Annotated in this window: 21 protein-coding genes; 1 reads left to right on the top strand and 20 read right to left on the bottom strand. The window is 38.2% G+C overall.

What is annotated here, in order from left to right; translation table 11 throughout:
• Positions 1-19 precede the first annotated feature (19 nt).
• From ispE to metG, 9 genes are all read right to left on the bottom strand, one after another.
• Positions 20-886: a 4-(cytidine 5'-diphospho)-2-C-methyl-D-erythritol kinase gene (ispE, locus tag RGU12_RS13305; protein ID WP_309536550.1), complete on the bottom strand. Its 867-nt coding sequence runs from the start codon at positions 884-886 to the stop codon at positions 20-22.
• 177 nt (positions 887-1063) lie between these two features.
• Positions 1064-1252 carry a small, acid-soluble spore protein, alpha/beta type gene (locus RGU12_RS13300; RefSeq protein ID WP_309536549.1) on the bottom strand — a complete coding sequence of 63 codons (189 nt, stop codon included), beginning with the start codon at positions 1250-1252 and terminating at the stop codon, positions 1064-1066.
• Positions 1253-1493: 241 nt separating this feature from the next.
• Positions 1494-1763: a biofilm formation stimulator Veg gene (gene veg, locus RGU12_RS13295; RefSeq protein WP_116354422.1), complete on the bottom strand. Its 270-nt coding sequence runs from the start codon at positions 1761-1763 to the stop codon at positions 1494-1496.
• A gap of 247 nt (positions 1764-2010) precedes the next feature.
• The gene (yabG, locus tag RGU12_RS13290) at positions 2011-2898 is read right to left on the bottom strand and encodes a sporulation peptidase YabG (protein ID WP_309536548.1); all 888 of its coding nucleotides are present in this window, start codon (positions 2896-2898) and stop codon (positions 2011-2013) included.
• 613 nt (positions 2899-3511) lie between these two features.
• A complete protein-coding gene (gene rsmA / locus RGU12_RS13285) occupies positions 3512-4405 on the bottom strand; it encodes a 16S rRNA (adenine(1518)-N(6)/adenine(1519)-N(6))-dimethyltransferase RsmA (RefSeq protein WP_309536547.1) in 894 nt (297 codons plus the stop codon).
• Positions 4402-4962, bottom strand: a complete 561-nt coding sequence (gene rnmV / locus RGU12_RS13280; RefSeq protein WP_309536546.1) for a ribonuclease M5 — start codon at positions 4960-4962, stop codon at positions 4402-4404. Before rnmV ends, rsmA begins: the two co-directional genes overlap by 4 nt.
• A gap of 249 nt (positions 4963-5211) precedes the next feature.
• Complete coding sequence (locus RGU12_RS13275) at positions 5212-6408, bottom strand: resuscitation-promoting factor (RefSeq protein WP_309536545.1); 1197 nt, start codon at positions 6406-6408, stop codon at positions 5212-5214.
• A 225-nt stretch (positions 6409-6633) separates the two neighbouring features.
• Positions 6634-7401, bottom strand: coding sequence for a TatD family hydrolase (locus RGU12_RS13270; RefSeq protein WP_309536544.1), 768 nt, complete (start codon positions 7399-7401; stop codon positions 6634-6636).
• A 175-nt stretch (positions 7402-7576) separates the two neighbouring features.
• Complete coding sequence (gene metG, locus RGU12_RS13265; RefSeq protein ID WP_309536543.1) at positions 7577-9580, bottom strand: methionine--tRNA ligase; 2004 nt, start codon at positions 9578-9580, stop codon at positions 7577-7579.
• Between the two features lie 419 nt (positions 9581-9999).
• Between metG and abrB the strand changes: the two genes are divergently transcribed.
• Positions 10000-10284, top strand: a complete 285-nt coding sequence (gene abrB, locus RGU12_RS13260) for a transition state genes transcriptional regulator AbrB (RefSeq protein WP_229142056.1) — start codon at positions 10000-10002, stop codon at positions 10282-10284.
• 45 nt (positions 10285-10329) lie between these two features.
• Here abrB and rsmI read toward each other — a convergent pair whose 3' ends face one another.
• From rsmI to RGU12_RS13205, 11 genes are all read right to left on the bottom strand, one after another.
• Entirely contained in the window at positions 10330-11205 is an 876-nt protein-coding gene (rsmI, locus tag RGU12_RS13255; protein ID WP_309536542.1) for a 16S rRNA (cytidine(1402)-2'-O)-methyltransferase, read from the bottom strand.
• The gene (locus tag RGU12_RS13250) at positions 11171-11470 is read right to left on the bottom strand and encodes a GIY-YIG nuclease family protein (protein WP_116354431.1); all 300 of its coding nucleotides are present in this window, start codon (positions 11468-11470) and stop codon (positions 11171-11173) included. Before RGU12_RS13250 ends, rsmI begins: the two co-directional genes overlap by 35 nt.
• On the bottom strand, positions 11457-12200 hold the full coding sequence (locus tag RGU12_RS13245; protein WP_116354432.1) for a tRNA1(Val) (adenine(37)-N6)-methyltransferase: 744 nt from the start codon (positions 12198-12200) through the stop codon (positions 11457-11459). Before RGU12_RS13245 ends, RGU12_RS13250 begins: the two co-directional genes overlap by 14 nt.
• A gap of 305 nt (positions 12201-12505) precedes the next feature.
• Positions 12506-12859, bottom strand: a complete 354-nt coding sequence (yabA, locus tag RGU12_RS13240; protein ID WP_116354433.1) for a DNA replication initiation control protein YabA — start codon at positions 12857-12859, stop codon at positions 12506-12508.
• A 13-nt stretch (positions 12860-12872) separates the two neighbouring features.
• A complete protein-coding gene (gene ricT / locus RGU12_RS13235; RefSeq protein WP_116354434.1) occupies positions 12873-13700 on the bottom strand; it encodes a competence/sporulation regulator complex protein RicT in 828 nt (275 codons plus the stop codon).
• A complete protein-coding gene (holB, locus tag RGU12_RS13230) occupies positions 13693-14697 on the bottom strand; it encodes a DNA polymerase III subunit delta' (RefSeq protein ID WP_309536541.1) in 1005 nt (334 codons plus the stop codon). Before holB ends, ricT begins: the two co-directional genes overlap by 8 nt.
• A gap of 19 nt (positions 14698-14716) precedes the next feature.
• On the bottom strand, positions 14717-15157 hold the full coding sequence (locus RGU12_RS13225) for a YaaR family protein (protein WP_309536540.1): 441 nt from the start codon (positions 15155-15157) through the stop codon (positions 14717-14719).
• A gap of 210 nt (positions 15158-15367) precedes the next feature.
• Positions 15368-15697 (bottom strand): cyclic di-AMP receptor DarA, encoded by a 330-nt coding sequence (gene darA, locus RGU12_RS13220; RefSeq protein WP_077620134.1) that lies wholly within the window; start codon positions 15695-15697, stop codon positions 15368-15370.
• Between the two features lie 165 nt (positions 15698-15862).
• Positions 15863-16495 (bottom strand): dTMP kinase, encoded by a 633-nt coding sequence (gene tmk / locus RGU12_RS13215; protein WP_309536539.1) that lies wholly within the window; start codon positions 16493-16495, stop codon positions 15863-15865.
• 16 nt (positions 16496-16511) lie between these two features.
• A complete protein-coding gene (locus tag RGU12_RS13210; protein ID WP_309536538.1) occupies positions 16512-17945 on the bottom strand; it encodes an aminotransferase class I/II-fold pyridoxal phosphate-dependent enzyme in 1434 nt (477 codons plus the stop codon).
• 123 nt (positions 17946-18068) lie between these two features.
• Positions 18069-18287, bottom strand: a complete 219-nt coding sequence (locus tag RGU12_RS13205) for a sigma factor G inhibitor Gin (RefSeq protein ID WP_309536537.1) — start codon at positions 18285-18287, stop codon at positions 18069-18071.
• Between the last annotated feature and the right edge of the window lie 545 nt (positions 18288-18832).

The following is an 18832-nucleotide window of genomic DNA, read 5'->3' as shown; positions in this document are numbered from 1 at the left end:
GTAGTCCTTCTGAAAAAAGCTAAACTTTATTTCGTTCACCTAGCAATCGAACCGCATAAACTTGGTCACAAAAACCACGTAATCCATTATATATTCGATTCAATCTCGATTCTCTTTGAACAAGTCCAAAAACAGTTGGACCACTGCCGCTCATTAAAACGGCATCTGCACCAAATCGTTTCATTTGATCTTTAATATGAGCTACTTCTGGATGAAGTTTTAAGGTTACATCTTCTAAAACATTTCCGACTCGATTGCAAATTCCTTCAAAGTCCTTCATTTCGATTGCACGAATCATCCCATCCACATCCGGATGGTTTATTTGATCAATAGACAGATTTCGATACACTTCTGCTGTCGAAACACCAATTGTAGGCTTTGCTAAAATGACCCAACAATGTGGAGGTGTGGGTAATTCTGTTATAATTTCCCCTCTACCAGTAGCTAGAGCCGTCCCCCCATATACACAGAAGGATACATCTGAACCAATTTCAGCTCCAATTGATGCTAGTTCATCCAAGCTAAGTCCTAATCCCCAAAATTCGTTCAACCCTCGTAAGGTAGCGGCTGCATCACTGCTTCCACCCGCAAGCCCTGCAGCCACAGGGATTGTTTTTGTAATCGAAATGACCACGCCTCTTTTTACACCGTATCGTTTTTTTAGTAAATGAGCTGCTTGGTATGCCAAGTTTCGGCTGTCATCTGGTACAAAGCGATTATGAGAGATGACCTTAATCTCATCTCCTTCATAATCGGATAATTCAAGCCTGTCCGATAAATCAATGGTTGTCATAATCATCCGTACCTCATGATAACCATCCTGGCGTTTATGCAAAACATCTAGCGCCAAATTGATTTTCGCTGGGGCCTTAACTAATAATTTCATGAAAACACCTGCTTTAAACGTAAATTCAATATTGCCATTGTACCATAAAGTAAACGTCGTAAAACAGTGATACAAAAGTGTCTACGCTGTTTTTTTATAAATTGTTCTTTATGACCTTTTCCCTAGAGAATTTTGGATAAAAAGAAAGCCGAAGCAACTCTGCTCCGGCGTCGTAGTTCACAATTGGTTTTGCTCTTTATTGGCAAGCTGCTGTTGTCCAATTTCAATTGCACGTTTTACCATATTTCCAGCATCTCGTGATCGAATTGCACCCCAACCTTCATTTTTAACGGTATCGTAAAAACCAAGTTCTTTTGCTAATTCTTCTTTAAAGGCTTCTGACATGATACCACGACGTCTTCCCAATAACTACAACCCCTTTCTACATCTACGACATCCATAGTATTTGATTATGAAGGGGTAGTTATATTAACAATTTTTAGGCTCCGAAGGCTTAATTTTATTCATTGTTTACATATGTTACGAGTAATATACCTTCATTTGTGCAAACTGGGGCTACAACTGAATAATTTTTAAACAAAAAAAGGGGTACTTTTGAAAAAGCACCACCTTTTTAGACAAAATAAAAAGCAGCAAACGTTGAAGTTTACTGCCCACTTATAGCTACGTTCCCGGATGTCTCATCAAAGAAGGTTAATTGAACGGTTTCTGTAAGGATATCAGCATAGCTGTATGAAACTCGCTCAAAAGAATTCTCATCCTGGTCTAGTTCAATTACAAATACAGAGGGGTACGTTTCAGCGAGCACTCCTGAGCGCTCAATTGTCTTTCTACGACCACCATTAGCCTTTAACGTAAGTCGCTTACCTAAATTAGTATCTAGAGACCGTTTAATATCAAGCAAAGTTTTTGCCATTTCACTCCACCTCACTATGTATTAGTATACCAAAAAAATCACCGAACGTCAAACAAAACTAAAATTATAACAATGATACAAAATACTTGTCAATAAATTTTTTCTTACAAATTTCTCAGCACACAAGCGATAGTATGCTCAAAAGTGAAGCCAATATGTATATAAATCAAGATTTCTTTTCATCGACAAATTTTTCACTAATTTTTATATGTAATAAAATACCAAAGGGACCTCTAGCGAAATTCCGTTAGAGATCCCCATTTACCTCTTCAACATCCAATCTTTGAAAAGGCATACCGGTTCGTAATACACCCTTTGTTTCAATCCCACCAAGACCTTTTTCTCCTGTTAACGTATTGCGAAGAACATCCCATACGTTGATTCGTTCATCAAATGGAGTAAAACTAATTTTTGCTACAATATATACAGGATCTAATGCGTGTATATTGACTCTAGAAGGTGAACTTGCATAATTTGCCCCCGCCCGTATCAAAGACTCAAAATGCGACTGACAGGCGCCAGCGAAGATGACAAGTTGATCTAAATGCGGGAATTTTTTTCGGGCTTGCCGAACCGTTTGAGCAAAATGGCGGGAATGTCGGTATGCTTTTAGCTCCGTAACCTTTCCTTTTGATTTTAAATATGCATCATGACCTGTTATAACAAGAATATCCGGCCTGAATTTATCAAGTAATCCATCTATCCTATCAGGCATTTCTTTTTCATGACAATGTACCCCATATACAGGAATACCAATTTTTTCATATAACATCAAACATTTTCTTAAATAGTTAGGGTCACCATCAATATGCAGAACTCTACCCGGGATTTGAAAAAACTCTGCATTATTTGTATACCCACCTGTAGCATGATATTCACTTTTTTGTCTAATTAGCTGATAATCCTGCCGAAAAAGTCGATATGAATGATCAACTTTTTCTCGATCAGTTCGTTGTCTTTTCTGTCTTTCATCTTCATCCACTAGCACTAAGTCATCATACGGAGCATCTGCAATCAACCTTACATCCTCACCATATAAATAAACAGTTTGATTATGTGTAATTTCTGTTACTTTGAACAATAAGTCAAACTGATGTGATTTACGTGCAACAATATCGCCAACCTTTATTTCCATCCACACCCACTCCAACTTTCGAGGTTATTTCGCTATTGATGTATGTTCAAAAAGGAGGATGAAAAGGACCACGTCGACAAGAACGCCACGTCCTGTGGCATTGTCGACACTAGCACATCCTGTGCGTCGAAAGTTCGAGGCGGTGAAGCTTTGAGCACCGGAACGTATGCAATTAATACGTGAGGAGCAGAAAAGCAAACCAACGAACTTCCACAGGACGTGGTGACTTCGACGTTCGACACAGGACGTGTCGGTCTTTAGTCGAAGTTCCTCTTGCGATGTGTCATTTTCACCGGACTTTTTGAACATCTGCTATTGAGATGCCTCTTGTTAGCCTATGCAGTATCACCCAAAGTGGTGAGGAGAAAGAAGGTCGCAAAAAAAGACCTACTATTTAGTAGGTCCCAGAGTGTAGACAAAGTCAGTACTGACTTTGTCTACACGTTTTTTTACAGGATATCTAGATGCAAATTATTCTCCCCAGACTGTCTTGAAAACGCTTGTCAGACAAGGCGCGCAGCCGATCGAAGACGCGAATAGAAGTTGCCTTCATGAGCGGACGAGAGAGGCAAGCAACGAAGTATGCGAGCGTTTGTCAACAGTCTGAGACCTACTATTCAGTATGTCCTTCGTTAAAAGTTCGATATAATTCATCACTTAAACGTCCAAATTCCTCAATTGATAAAGTTTCACCCCGGCGTCTTGGGTCGATATCTGAAGTGGCTAAGCATCCTTCAATCGCTTTCTTAAACGCCTTCCCATTTGGCAGGTTAGAGGTCAAGTTATTTAAAATGGTCTTTCTCCGTTGTCCAAAAGAAGCACGAACAACATCAAAAAAGAATTGCTCATTTTCTACTTTAACAGCCGGTTCCTTTCTTCTTAACAAACGAATCACTGCTGAATCTACATTTGGCTGAGGAACAAATACAGTTTTAGGTACTGTCATGACTGTTTCAGCGGTTGTGTAGTATTGGATGGCAATCGACAAGGAGCCATAATCCTTTGTACCAGGAGCCGCTGAAATACGGTCTGCCACTTCCTTCTGAAGCATGACCACGATCCCCCTTAGTGGGAGGTTTTCCGTTAGCAACTTCATTATAATTGGCGTTGTTACATAATAAGGGAGATTTGCTACCACCATAATATCTTCGATTCCCTGCATTTTTTCATTAATAACAGACTGGACATCTGCCTTTAAAACATCCTCATGGATAATTTCAACATTTGGATATGGAGATAGGGTGTCTGCTAAAATCGGCAAAAGTCGCCCATCAATTTCAAACGCAATCACCTTTTTTGCGCGCTTAGCAAGCTGTTCAGTTAATGCACCGATTCCTGGCCCAATTTCAATTGCAGCCGTATCTTCTGTAACATCCGCATGGTCGACAATGCGATGTAAAATATTTGTATCAATTAAAAAGTTTTGTCCTAGGCTTTTCTTAAAAGAAAAACCGTGCTTTTCCAAAATGGCTCTCGTTCTTATAGGTGTGGCTATATCTTTCATCACTTTGCCTTTTCCCCCTGTAACACTTTTTCAACTGCCTGGTCAAATGCCTCTTTTGTAATTTGGAACATCTGTAGACGCTTATAAAGCTGTTTTCCGTTAGTATAACCAATTTTTAAAAGAACGCCTAGCTTTTCCCTCCGTTCCTTCGCCTTCGTCCCTCCGATTAATCCTGCGTCCACTAGAGCGTCAAAATCAATTTCCGAGTGAAAGTCCCCTTGTTCCTCTTTAACGTCTGCTAGGGCCTTTCGAATCGCCTCTGGAGTGGCATGCTCAACGCCCACCTTTTTACCCGACTTTGCTAACGCCTCATTTTTAGGTAAAAACGCATGCTTACATCCTGGAACGGCTTTTGCGACAATCTTACGGATTCGTTCACCAGGATAGTCTGGGTCAGTAAAGACAATAACTCCTCTCACTTCATAAGCATGTTTGATTCGTTCTAATACTTCTTTATTAACAGCTGAACCGTTTGTTTCAATGGTATCGGCATCTACCGCTCGTTGGATGGCGACTGTATCATCTTTTCCTTCAACAACAATTATTTCTTTTATTTTCATTTTTTATGAAACCTTTCTGGATTTAATTCGTCTAACAATATAGATACAAATATTACATAAGTATAACAAAAAAAGACAAAGACATAAAAAGAAATGCTGAAGCGCCTTGCCCAGCCCCGACAAGCATAAGAAAAGCCGGCGAGAAGGATGCCGTTTATCCTTCTTGACGGGTTGGCTTATGACCTCGAGGGGCTAGGCGCTGAAGCTAGACATAAAAAAACAGAGGAAATCTCCTCTGTTATGTGCAAGTTAATTTAAGATTTGGATTTTGACCTTTCGTTGCCCCCAGCGAAAGGCTTGAGATTTTTCTGAGAAAAAGACATCAATTTTATAACCCTTAATATCAGTGCCCTTATCGGCAGCTATTGCATAGCCATACCCTTCGACATAAACTTTAGTACCTAAAGGAATGATACTTGGGTCTACTGCAATAACCTTAACATTTGGATTCGCACGAAGGTTTATTCCTGTAGCGGTTGTTCCTGAACACCCACTACAATACGCTGTATAAGCAGTAGATGATACATAGAATTCCTTCGCTACATTAGCTGTACCACGGGAAACCTGTTGCACGATTTCACGTGTACCAACTGCAACAACCTTATCCTTACTATCCGCTAAGGTTTCGGTTTTTATCAGATCTCTTGAAACTTCTTTTCCATTTTCAAGAACAACTTCATAGTGCTTTGCAACTTTACCTTCTTGACCAGGTGTTACAACTTTTTCCTTGCCTTTATCAATGTTGTTGTCCTTTTTACGTACAACCCCAAAGGCAACGGATTCTTCCACTACATCGGTGACTTTTTCTACTCGTACAACATTAACGACACTATTTGCTGTAATCTGTTCTTCCATTCCTGGCTCTACTCGATCCAATTCATTTAGTGCAACATTTTGACCTTTTAAAAAGTCAGCGACAGTAGTCGAAGTGGACCAAACTTGCTTTTCAGTACCGCCGTCATTAAGCGTCAGTTGAAAAGCTTTTTCAACTTCAACTTTCATATCTTTTGTTAACTTTGTATCTAAACTTGGATTGACTTTATCGTGTTCTGTTATTTCTACCTTCGCATCTTTGAAAAGATCTTCCACGTTTTTGACTGTTGTCCAGACCTTTTGCGGTTGGTTATCGACAACAATTTCAACCGGAATGGCCTCTTGCCACGTTACTTTCAAATTGTCCTTGATTGCCGTATCCATAGATGGTGAAAGCTCGTCATGTTTCGAGACATCAATCTCTAAATCTTGTAGAACTTCAGCAACCGTTTTTGCGTGCGTCCTTATAACTTGCTCTTTTCCATTTAATGATAGTGTAACTGTATCCTTGGTTGTTTCATATGCAGCATAACCTGAACCGGCACCTACTAAGACTATAAAACTACTTATCGAGACTATTAATCTCTTTTTGTGCTTCGACTCGGAAAACAGTTTTTTCATGTTTGTAAGCAAACGAAAAACGCCTCCTTCTCTCAGTGGATTATATAAAGGATATAATAATCTGTCAACCCCACCCCTTCTTCACGTCACCGTTGTAAAATATTATGCAAGAAGAGTTTTTAAAAAGAAAGAATTAGTTGTCGACAAAGATATATATGAGACGAAGGAGACATGTAGAACTTTTTCTAATCAACTTACCATCGGACAAGCTACCCTACTATTTGACAAAAATTGCTATCATTTTATGCCGAAAAATCGCATCGCATTGTCGGATGTTTTTTGTGCAATTTCCTCAAATGAGACCCCTTTAAGCTCCGCAATTTGCTCTGCTACATATTTCACATAGCTTGGTTCATTTCGTTTTCCTCGAAAAGGATGTGGTGTTAAATAAGGACAATCCGTTTCAATTAAGAGGCGATCGAGCGGAATCTCCGCCGCCACTTCTTTTGGCTTTTTTGCGTTTTTGAAGGTAACAGGCCCGCCAAATGATATGTAAAAATTCATATCAATACATTGTTTAGCAACTTCTACACTACCCGTAAAGCAGTGCATAATCCCCCCCACTTCACTTGCATTTTCTTCTTGTAGAATTTCAATAATATCAGCCGTAGCTTCTCGATTATGAATAATAATAGGTAGTTTTACTTTCTTTGCTAACGCAATTTGCTTCCTGAAGACTTCCTTTTGAATATCCTTTGGAGACTTGTCCCAGTGGTAATCAAGTCCCATTTCTCCTAATGCCACTACCTTCGGATGGGCACTAAGCTCTTCAATCCATGTAAGATCTTCATCCGTCATATCAATTGCATCAACTGGATGCCATCCGACTGTTGCATAGATAAACTCATATTGTTCTGCTAGCTCAATCGCTCTTGTAATCGTCTCTCGGTCAAAACCGACGACAACAATTCTTTCAACACCTTCACTCAGTGCCCTTTCAATTACCTCTTCTAAATCTTCTTGATACTGTATTGCATTTAAATGTGCATGTGTATCAATTAACATTGTAAAGACTCCTTTATTGATTTCTTGTATGTAAAAAGGACAGATGACTCTGTCCTTTTCGTGTCTAGCTCAAGAGACCATCGGCTCTCTGGTCTAAGTCACGTATAATGCACTTTCTGTCAGCGCTCGTCTAATGCTTGTCGCCGACAGACGTTTTCGCTTAGCACTTTTCTTGTTATTTTACTTTAGCTCCATTTGGTAAGCTTTGATCAATCGTTGCGACTGATAGCTTTCCATCAACAGATCCCGCTAAAATCATCCCTTGTGATAGCTCACCACGAAGTTTTACAGGTTTAAGGTTTGTTACGCAAATCACTTTTTTACCTACTAGTTCATCTGGAGTATAATACTGAGCAATCCCAGAAACAACCTGACGTTTTTCAAAGCCTAAATCTAATTGAAGCTTTAAAAGCTTATCAGCTTTTTTCACTGGCTCTACTTGAAGCACCTCAGCAACACGAAGCTCAACCTTCATGAAATCATCAATTGTGATTTCATCTGCTTGTTCTACTTCCTTTACAGGCTCTTCTTTTTTTGTACCGCCCTGCATTTTCTCTTTAATATATTCAACTTCCTCAGCAATTTCTAAACGAGGGAATATTGGCTCACCCTTTGAAACCTGAATTCCTTCTTGCTTTATTCCAAACTCAGCTAAGCTTTCCCAAGTTTTTAATGCATCATCTTTCATTCCAAGTTGTGCAAAAATTTCTCCTGGCGTTTTAATTAAAAATGGTTCAAGCATAATAGCCGCAAAACGTAAGGATTCCGCTAAGTGACTCATGATAGAGCCTAGTTCATCCTTTTTCGCCTCATCTTTTGCAACAACCCATGGTTGAGTTTCGTCAATGTATTTATTTGTACGGCTAATAAACTGCCATAGGGCTGTTAGTGCAACAGAAAACTCCATTTTTTCCATTGCTTCTTCATATTTTGCAACAGTTTCTGCCGCGAAATTCGCTAGTTGAGTATCATATTCTGAATGATGTCCTTGATACGTTGGAACAGTACCATCAAAGTAACGCCCAATCATCGCAACCGTTCGATTTAATAAATTTCCTAGGTCATTTGCTAAGTCAAAATTGATTCTTTCAACAAATCCTTCTGGAGTGAATACACCATCAGCACCAAAAGGAACCTCACGTAATAAGTAATAACGTAGAGAATCGAGTCCATAACGGTCGATTAATGTGACCGGGTCCACGACATTTCCCTTTGATTTTGACATTTTGCCATCCTTCATTAACAACCAACCATGAGCAAATACTTTTTTCGGTAATGGTAGGTCTAATGCCATCAGCATAATTGGCCAATAAATAGTATGGAAACGAACAATTTCCTTTCCGACTAAATGAACATCGGCTGGCCAATATTTTTGATATTTAGAATCATCTTCTGTTCCGTAACCTAAAGCTGTAATATAGTTTGATAACGCATCAATCCATACGTATATAACATGCTTTGGATCGCCAGGTACTTTTATTCCCCAATCAAAGGTTGTTCTTGATACAGCCAAATCCTCAAGTCCAGGTTTAATGAAGTTATTAATCATTTCATTTTTGCGAGACTCAGGTTGGATGAATTCTGGATTTTCTTCATAGTACTTTAGTAGACGGTCTACATATTTACTCATTTTGAAGAAATAAGATTCTTCCTTCACCTTTTCAACTGGACGTCCACAGTCCGGGCAATTGCCATCAACTAATTGTCTTTCCGTAAAGAAGGACTCACAAGGTGTGCAGTACCAGCCCTCATACTGATCAAGATAGATATCTCCTTGCTTTACAAGTTGATCAAAAATCTTTTCAACAACCTTCTTATGACGATCTTCTGTTGTACGAATAAAATCATCATAGGATATCTCAAGCTTCTTCCATAGATCCTGAATGCCTGAAACAATCTCATCAACATATTCTTGTGGTGTAACGCCTTTTTCCGCTGCAGAGCGTTGAATTTTTTGACCATGCTCATCAGTTCCTGTCAAAAACATTACATCGTATCCACGAAGCCTTTTATATCGAGCCATAGCATCTGCTGCTACAGTTGTATAAGCGTGTCCTATATGTAGTTTCCCACTTGGATAATAAATGGGAGTGGTTAAGTAAAATGTTTTATTTTCTTGAGCCATCTCCGTAAACCTCCTCTTAAAAGTAACTCGAATAAACAAGACTTTCCTATTCATCTATTCCTATTATATCTTCAAAATATACCTAAAGCACAAGAGTAATGTCAATTTATACAGATTAATATCTATATGATAATTAAAATAAAGAGTTACAATTCGACAAATACAGTTAATAATTATTTTTTTCGACAAAACTCGGCTGGTGTTTGTAGAATTTTGTCGAATGGATTTTACAATTTTTCCTCTAATATGGCACAGGTTTTTTCAAGAAAAAGTAGATTGATAATGTAAATAATCTCATGAAACCCTTCTGTTATAAGACACAGTGTGCCAATTTTATACAAATTTTAAAAGAATTGTAGTTAAAAATGATTGACGTTAAATGGAAATCTTGATATTATTATCTAGAAATCAATTTGTCGAAAATTGACGATAGAGAGAGATAAATAATACAAATATTGAGAGGAGAAAAACAAATGAAATCTACAGGTATTGTTCGTAAAGTTGATGAATTAGGTCGTGTTGTTATTCCTATCGAGCTTCGTCGTACATTAGACATCGCTGAAAAAGATGCTCTTGAAATTTATGTTGACGATGACAAAATCATTTTAAAGAAATACAAGCCAAATATGACTTGCCAAATTACTGGTGAAATTTCTGATGACAATTTCACTCTTGCTAATGGTAAGATCGTTCTTAGCCGTGAAGGTGCTGAACAAATCTTAAAAGAACTTCAAGATAATCTTACAGCTGTAAAATAATAGATGTTATAAAAAAGCTTCTCTAAACGAGAAGCTTTTTCGTTTTTACAAACCGTGATATTCTTGGTAAATTTCTCTTTTTTGTTGATTCCTGTCTTTTGCCACTTGTTTAATGGCTTCTTTCGTTGTCATGGCCCCTGTCTCAACATAGTGGTTTACATGTTGTTCGATTGATAGATGCTCCCACCAAACCTCAGAAGACACCAACTCGCTTTGCTGGGCTCCTTCCACAACAAGACAAAATTCACCGCGAACTGTATCCTCCTCCGTCCATGCAAGGACTTCATCCAAGTCGCCACGAATAAACTCTTCAAACTTCTTCGTTAATTCTCTGGAAACGGTGATTTGGCGATTTCCTAATACCTCTTTTATCAACTTCAACGTTTCTTTTAAGCGATGTGGTGCCTCATAAAAAAGCATCGTGGCTTGAATATGCGCTAAGCCTTCCAACTGCTTTCGCTTCTCTTTCTTATTTCGATCTAGGAAACCATAAAAATAGAAGGGTTGAGTAGGGAGTCCAGACGCAATAAGAGATGTTAATGCAGCGTTCGCTCCTGGTAGTGGAACGACATACATCTTTTCTTGAACCGCTTCGACGACTAATTCATAGCCAGGATCAGAAATTGTCGGCATACCTGCGTCACTTACAAGCGCCACATCTTTTCCTTCACGTAATAATGACAGAATTTTGTCCCCGCTCACCTTTTTATTATGTTCATGATAACTAATCACAGGTGTTTCAATTTCAAAATAATTACAAAGCTTTTTCGTTTGTCTTGTATCCTCTGCTGCAATATAAGCAGATTCCTTCATAATCTTAATTGCACGGAAAGTCATATCCTCCAAATTCCCAATTGGAGTTGGAACGAGATATAAAGTTCCATATTCATAATTTGGTTGAAAGCTTTTTTGCTGCCACATAGCGTTCCTCACTTTCCATTGCCAGCAACCGTTCCTTCTCAGGCCGCTTTAAACGTTTAAATCTATATTCTGCGCGCATCGCTTCTTCTTTCGTTTCAAATTCCTGCGAAAATAATAACGTAATCGGACCTCTGCCTCTTGTATATTTGGCGCCTTTTCCCTCATTATGCTTTTTCATCCTCTGATGAATATCTGTTGTATAACCTGCATAATAGGTTCCATCCTTGCACTCCACGACATACAAATAATGCTTATTCGTCTCCATAAAGAATCGTCCTTATCTCTTTTGTATACTCATTGTGTTCATCATATACATATAGTGGAGGTAAAATTTTCAGATCAGCATTACCTTGTTTGATCCCTTCAACTAAAATCGTATTTGCCTCTTTACCCAACCTTGGATGTACAAATTGTAATCGCTTTGGCTCCACCCTGTATTGTCTCATCAAGGTAAGAATATCCATTAATCGCCCTGGGCGATGAACAAATGCAACCTTTCCCCCTTGCTTAACCAATTGACTACTTACACGGACAACATCCTCTAATGTACAATATATTTCATGTCGAGCAATCGCAAGATGTTCATTTTTATTCATTTCATCTGCCTTAGGTGTTGGAAAATACGGTGGATTACACGTCACCACATCAAATTTTCCACGTCCTAATTTTTCAGGCATGTCTTTAATATCCCCATGAATAATTGAAAGTTGTTTTGAAAGATCATTATACTCAATGCTGCGTTTTGCCATATCATAAATACGCTCTTGTATCTCTACGCCGGTAATCTCAGCCTTCGATCTCCTACTTAATAATAATGGGATTACCCCATTACCTGTACATAAATCAATGATTTTCCCTTTTTGAATGGGCACATACACAAATCTTGCTAAAAGCACTGTATCCAATGAAAAAGCAAAGACAGAAGGACTTTGGATAATTCTTAAGTTCTCTGCTAATAAATGATCTAATCGTTCACCATCATGTAATTGAACCATTGCATTCTGTTCCTTCCCTACAGTTATCTATGTATCATTATAAGGCTTTTCCTTAAGAGGATGTTCAAAAAGTCGGCTTAAAATGAAACATTGAATTTCTTCGTTGGCTTGCTTCTCCGTTCCTCACGTATTAACTGCATACGCTCCGGTACTCAAAGCTGCACCGCCTTGAAATTTCGACGCACAGGATGTGCTAGTGTCGACAAGACATGAGGACGTGGCATTTTTGTCGACGCGGTCCTTTTCACCCTCCTTTTTGAATTTGTACTTAAAAGATGAAAAAGTCCTTCCCGGTTGGAAAGGACCTATTTCTTATTTAAAAAGGAGAGACAAAATAAGCAATCACCATCAGTACGGACACTTCCATAATGAACATTACAAATATGAAAGCCCTCTTGATAAAGTCTAGCTAAATTATCATATCCCTCTCCGATGTCAACTAGTCTAGCTTCTGGTAAAACCTTATCGTTTTTTTCCTCTTTTTTCTTTGAAATGGATTGATCAAGTCGGCGCCGTAAAAGGTCGTTCTCCATTTTCAGATTGTGATTCTCTTCAAGTAATTGCCCAAGATGTTCTTTCAATTCTCCTAGCTGTTTGTACAGATTTCCAATTTGAGTCTCCATACTACTAACAGATTCAAAAATATCTTTTTTGTCCACGCATTCCACCTCGTCATTCTGTGGCTTGAATCGAAATCGCTCCTTCTTTCAGTAGTTCCTCCCACGTATATTCGACAACTCGTTCACGGCCAATTAATTCTAACTGAAGCACTCGTTCTAAAATATTAAGTCCAACGACCTTCCCAGCACCACTTGTCGTTTCAATCACATCACCAAGGTCTGGAAGTTGTTCTTTTGCACTTTCGTACTCATCATTCTCATATTTTAGACAGCACATTAATCGACCACATAAACCTGATATTTTAGTAGGGTTTAATGAAAGGTTTTGATCTTTTGCCATCTTAATGGAAACCGGCTCAAAATCACCTAAGAAGGTTGAGCAACAAAGCATTCTTCCACATGGACCAATTCCACCAAGCATTTTGGCTTCATCACGTACCCCAATTTGTCTTAATTCAATTCTCGTACGGAAGATTGCCGCTAAATCCTTTACTAATTCGCGGAAATCAACGCGTCCATCCGCTGTAAAATAGAAGATTACTTTATTTCTATCAAACGTATATTCTACATCAACAAGCTTCATATCAAGGCTATGTTCCGCTACTTTTTCCTGGCATACATTATACGCTTCAATAGCCGCTGCTTTATTTTCTTCTACAATTAATTTATCTTTTGAATCCGCGATGCGGATGACCTTTTTCAATGGAAGTACGATGTCATGTTCATCGACTTGCTTTTTATTTATAACAACCTTGCCAAATTCAATTCCTCTTACCGTTTCGACAATAACAAATTCGCCATCAGGAATTGTAAAACCATTTGGGTCAAAGTAATAGATTTTACCCGCTTTTTTAAAGCGTACACCAACTACATCATACAAGCTTATATCCCTCCTGTAACTTTATTACCAATTGCTCCATTAATAAATGTGGGTTCATGTTGGTGTATAGACGACGTTTCGCCTCTAATACCGCTGCTATTTGATCACTCACACGTCGTGTTGACGTCTTAAGCGCATGTTGTTTAAAGCTCGTAATCTGGTCATGAAAAATAAGCTTTTCTTCATCACCAAGCTGTATATATAATAAATCCTTAAAAATAAGCAATAATATATCTAAACCAAAGCTAAGCTGCTCTTTCTCTTTAAAATGAGGCAACCATTGATCCTGCAGAAAAAAGAAAGCATGAGTTGGCCTTGTATGGATTACTTCATATAATTGTAACACTATTGAACGGGACTGTCCAAACCATGCGTCCTCACTTAATTCGCGCGCATCTTCTAAATTATTGGTTGTATGAGCAACAAGTGAAGCAATAGTAGGAGATATTCCTTCATCAATCAACCGCTCAGAAATGACTTTTGGAGCGAGTGGCTGAAACGATAAAACCTGACATCTGGATAAAATCGTATTTAAAATCCGATGGATTTGTTCAGTTAACAAAATCGCTACTGTTTGACTTGTCGGCTCCTCTAGGAATTTCAACAAACTATTTGCAGCATTCGTTGTCATTTTATCAGCATGATTAATCAAATACACTTTACGATTTGACTCCACACCTGTTTTTGAGAATTCTTCCTGCAAGGCTTGAATCTGCCATTTTTTAATCGATTGACCATCCGGCTCAATAATATGAACATCAGGATGGTTACCCGATGAAATCCTGCGGCAATTTGTGCAGTCATTACACGGTTTATACCCATTTAGTTGCTGGCAAAAAAGACTTTTTGCTAAAAGAAAGCCTACATCCTTTTTACCTGTCCCTCGACTTCCTTCAAATAAGTAAGCATGGGCCACTCTGTTCTTCCTGAGACTATTTTCAACCACTTTTAGTACAAGTGGTTGATATTCCTGCAGTTGTTCCCATGTTTTTTCCACTCTATATCACTCTTTCAAATCACGTATATAAATTGATTAATAACCCTTTTATTAATCCAACTTTTCCAAGAATATCGATTGACCCTTTTTCTTGATTAACCATTTGTTCTGTTAAATCCAATAGTTCCTTGTCAATTGTCTCAACAAGTTTGTGCGTTCTCCCTTGTCCATTAAAATTCCAGCTATGGGAGTCTTTAATATCCATCCCATACTCTACAGCCTCATGGATAAAGCGTTTTACAAGGGATTTATAGGAAGCCAAATCCTGAAAAGTTTGAGAGCGAGAGAGTCGTTCTCCCGCCATGTCAATTTGAGAAAGTAGTTTCGTCAATTGTTCCATTTGAAGCTTATTTCCTTCTTGATGAACAATTTTGCTGAAAGTAAAATTTCCCGAAACCTTATTGGCTGCGTTTGGCTGATTTTTATCTATATTGACACGAAAATCCTGGTTTATTTTCATAAGACGTTAAAACACCTCACAATCAAATACGCCTTGGCGTATTTGCGCCCGATTTTTAGGCCCACAGGAAGTGGGTCATAAAGACGTTGCCACAGGATGTGGCGTTTTTAGTCTTTGATCTTACTGCTCGAAAAATTTCCTTTAAAAAAATCGTGGCATCCGCCGGAGGCTTTAACTTTATTCATTGGGTTTAACCCCCAATGAATAAAATTAAAATTGATGGAACTCATCAATTGGCAATACAAACACAGTAGCTCCACCCACTTCAACCTTCACTGGAAATGGGACAAAAGAATCTGCATTTCCACCCATTGGTGAAACAGGGGCAATCATCTGCTCCCGATGCTTGCAATTATCCTTGATAATGTCTAATAATTTATTTACGCGGATGTCCTCTGTTCCTACAAGGAACGTAGTGTTACCTGATTTTAGAAATCCACCTGTTGTAGCAAGCTTCGTTGCTCTAAAATTATGTTCAACTAATGCCTGTGACAAACGGTTGCTATCCTTATCCTGCACAACTGCAACAACTAGCTTCATCGTTTTGCCTCCCTTTATTTTATCACTTTTACGTGTTCCTTCATATTACGAAATTTGGTAACTAAATGTGCGAATGTCCATGTTTGTCTTTATTCTATAACAAGTATAGCCAGAACGAAAAGAAAAACCTCAAAAATCATCTGACTTTTGAGGAAATTCATACAGTTAACCTTTATTTACATGTTTTTCAATCATTTCAAGTGCTTCCTTCGCGACTACTTCAAGTGAGTTCTCCGCATTAATGGTGTGAAATCTGTCCTTAAAACGATCCGCAACCTTTAAATATCCTTCATACACCTTTTGATGAAATGAAAGTTTCTCAAGATCTAATCGGTTTACTTCTCTGTCATCATTCTTTCTTATTCTTGTGATACCTTTTTCAGGCTGAATATCAAAGAAAAGCGTTAACGATGGCATAAGTCCATTAATCGCAAATTCATTAATCGATAGAACCTCATCAATTCCTAATTCACGTGCATAGCCTTGATATGCTAGTGAACTATCAATAAATCGGTCGCACAAGACGATTTTTCCTTCGTCCAACGCCGGGATAACTTTCTCGACTAAATGCTGGCGGCGAGAAGCTGCATATAAAAGCGCCTCCGTACGTCCATCCATTTTTGTATTGTTCTTATCTAAAATGACTGAACGTATTTGTTCAGCAATATCGATTCCACCAGGTTCTCTTGTAGAGACGACATCATACCCTTTTTTTGAAAGTTCTTCCTTAAGGATTTCTAAAACGGTTGTTTTCCCCGCACCTTCAGGACCTTCCAATGTTATAAAATAACCTGTCACTTTTCGTTCAAGCCCCTTACTTATTTAATATCTTAATATATTTTCCTCTCATATCTCCACCTTGGAAGTGTGCACCCGTCTCTATATACATAGTAAGGATTTCAATGTGCCGTTCAGTTACACATTCTCCTTCCATTAGAACCGGGATTCCTGGGGGATAAGGAATAATCATTTCTCCGGAAATGTTTCCGATTGCGTCTTTAAAGGAAACAACCTTTTTATTGTACCCTTTTATTTCATTATAGCAAAGTGCTAGCGTAGAAACGGTCTTTCCTTCATCATGTAAAGTAATAAATCTCCGTTTCATCGGTGTAAATTCTTTAATAGCACTCCTTATTTTTATAAAAATTTCATCAGCATCAAAACTTTGTGATAATGGTAATACAAAAAGAACATTATTTGGGTCTGCCATTTCTGTAAAGAGACCTTCTTTTTCAAAACAACGTTGCAACTCATATCCATTCAACTCACACTGTGATTGAATGGTAAGTTTTAATACATCTGTTTGTACATCTTGATTTTCTGAAGTCACAACTTTTATATGCGGTATTGCCTCAAGTTTTTGAGTAAATGCAACAATCTTTTCAATGATTTGGTTTGTCCCCTTCTCCTTCACAGCAGCAAGATAATGCCTAGCAAGATCAAGAGAAGCCATAATTGGATAGGACGGACTACTCGATTGTAACATTTGAAGATAATACTCAACCTCTTCATGTTTAATGAGCTGACTATTTATATGTAAAAAGGAACCCATCGTCATTGCCGGGAGAGTTTTATGCGCAGAATGCACCACAATATCAGCACCTAATGAAACAGCAGACGAAGGAAAACCTTCAAGCAAAAAATGGGCTCCATGGGCCTCATCGATTAAAACTGCTGCACCTTTCTTATGTGCATACGTAATAATTTGGGCTAATTCCTTTTGATTCGCCATTCCAAAATAGTTGGGGTTCGTTAAAATAACGGCTTTTATTTGTGGGTGTGTATCAAATGCCACTTTTACCGTGTTAAAGGAAACATAGGAGGCAACCTGTACTTCATCATCATATGTAGGATGAATAAAAACAGGTCGTGCACCCGCCATTTTTAATCCATTTAAAATGGATTTATGAGAATTTCGTTGCACAAGGACTGTATCGTTTTCAGAACATGCCGCCAGAATCATTGCTAAATTACCCACCGTTGAGCCATTTACTAAAAAGTAGCTTTTTTCGACTCCATATAGATCTGCCACTAATTTCTCCGCTTCTAAAATGGCACCTTCAGGATGATGCAGATCATCAAGCCCGGTTATCTCTGTCGCATCAATTTCTAAGACTTTACGAAAATAGGGATACCCCTTACTTGAAAACACTTGTCCATATTTATGTCCAGGTACATGCATCGATTGAGGTCTCATCTGTGAATGATGATCGAGTGCATCAAACAATGGAGTTTTTTGTTGATTCATAGTTATATATACCTTTCTAATGTATTTAAACCTATTATAAAGCAAAAAAAGGGACCTATTCCACTAGGTCCAACTTCAACTTGGGATTGCACCTAACGCAAAGCAATACCAAGTAGTTTAAAACTATGAATATATCTCTGGGGTTGATACTTTCTTAAGCCGATCTAAATAATATTGATACTTAGGATCACTTGTTTCCGTACGAATGATGTCTTGCTCGCAATCCAAACAAATGAATCTGGTATAAAGGTGTATGCCTCTTTTTTTCTCTTGCTCACATATAATACACGTTTCCCCATATTGATTTCTATTTGCGAGTGAACTCACAGCCTCCACCTCCATACACATATTTTGCCCGGATTTCTAAAATGTATACACAATTATAAAAATAACGAACAGTTGTAATTTAATTTATTTAGCAGTCTATGAAAATCCGGGGCTAGTTTGTGTATGTCTTAGTTTAAAAAGTTGGTAACTGATGCTGTGTTTTGTGGTAAGAGGATTAATGCTTTTTCGGTTTTTATGAGGTGATATACGTATACACTGTTTGCGGGTTGCCATTTATCGTTTTACAGCACGGTGGTATACCGTTTAGGCTGTTTGTGGGTTTGGCATTCCCTAACTTTTGCTGTTATTAAAAATGACAATCTTTTGCTGTTATTAAAAATGACAATCTAAAAAAGCTTGTATATTGGCTTCCGTTACCTATTCTTTCATCTAAACCATGAATCGGCACTTTTCGTTACCACTTCCGTCTTCATATTCCTCAAAGTGTATCGATTTCACCCTTTTCGTTACCCTTTATTTAAACGTAATCTCAAAGGTAACGATTCCACACATTCCACACTTTACGTTACATTTCTCAACAATTGCGCTCAAAAAACAAT

This window comes from Ferdinandcohnia sp. QZ13 (assembly GCF_031324165.1).
Taxonomy (GTDB): Bacteria; Bacillota; Bacilli; order Bacillales; family Bacillaceae_L; genus Ferdinandcohnia.
The sequence above is the reverse complement of the archived record's forward strand: the minus strand, read 5'-3'. Positions and strand labels throughout refer to the sequence as shown.

What these genes read in the sequence shown, in the direction of transcription:
- ispE (WP_309536550.1), bottom strand. Translation starts at nt 886, where the DNA reads ATGAAATTATTAGTTAAGGCCCCAGCGAAAATCAATTTGGCGCTAGAT.
- veg (WP_116354422.1), bottom strand. Translation starts at nt 1,763, where the DNA reads ATGGCAAAAACTTTGCTTGATATTAAACGGTCTCTAGATACTAATTTA.
- yabG (WP_309536548.1), bottom strand. Translation starts at nt 2,898, where the DNA reads ATGGAAATAAAGGTTGGCGATATTGTTGCACGTAAATCACATCAGTTT.
- rnmV (WP_309536546.1), bottom strand. Translation starts at nt 4,962, where the DNA reads ATGAAAATAAAAGAAATAATTGTTGTTGAAGGAAAAGATGATACAGTC.
- RGU12_RS13270 (WP_309536544.1), bottom strand. Translation starts at nt 7,401, where the DNA reads ATGTTAATTGATACACATGCACATTTAAATGCAATACAGTATCAAGAA.
- metG (WP_309536543.1), bottom strand. Translation starts at nt 9,580, where the DNA reads ATGAATAGGAAAGTCTTGTTTATTCGAGTTACTTTTAAGAGGAGGTTT.
- abrB (WP_229142056.1), top strand. Translation starts at nt 10,000, where the DNA reads ATGAAATCTACAGGTATTGTTCGTAAAGTTGATGAATTAGGTCGTGTT.
- rsmI (WP_309536542.1), bottom strand. Translation starts at nt 11,205, where the DNA reads ATGTGGCAGCAAAAAAGCTTTCAACCAAATTATGAATATGGAACTTTA.
- RGU12_RS13250 (WP_116354431.1), bottom strand. Translation starts at nt 11,470, where the DNA reads ATGGAGACGAATAAGCATTATTTGTATGTCGTGGAGTGCAAGGATGGA.
- RGU12_RS13245 (WP_116354432.1), bottom strand. Translation starts at nt 12,200, where the DNA reads ATGGTTCAATTACATGATGGTGAACGATTAGATCATTTATTAGCAGAG.
- RGU12_RS13225 (WP_309536540.1), bottom strand. Translation starts at nt 15,157, where the DNA reads ATGAAAATAAACCAGGATTTTCGTGTCAATATAGATAAAAATCAGCCA.
- darA (WP_077620134.1), bottom strand. Translation starts at nt 15,697, where the DNA reads ATGAAGCTAGTTGTTGCAGTTGTGCAGGATAAGGATAGCAACCGTTTG.
- RGU12_RS13210 (WP_309536538.1), bottom strand. Translation starts at nt 17,945, where the DNA reads ATGAATCAACAAAAAACTCCATTGTTTGATGCACTCGATCATCATTCA.
- RGU12_RS13205 (WP_309536537.1), bottom strand. Translation starts at nt 18,287, where the DNA reads ATGGAGGTGGAGGCTGTGAGTTCACTCGCAAATAGAAATCAATATGGG.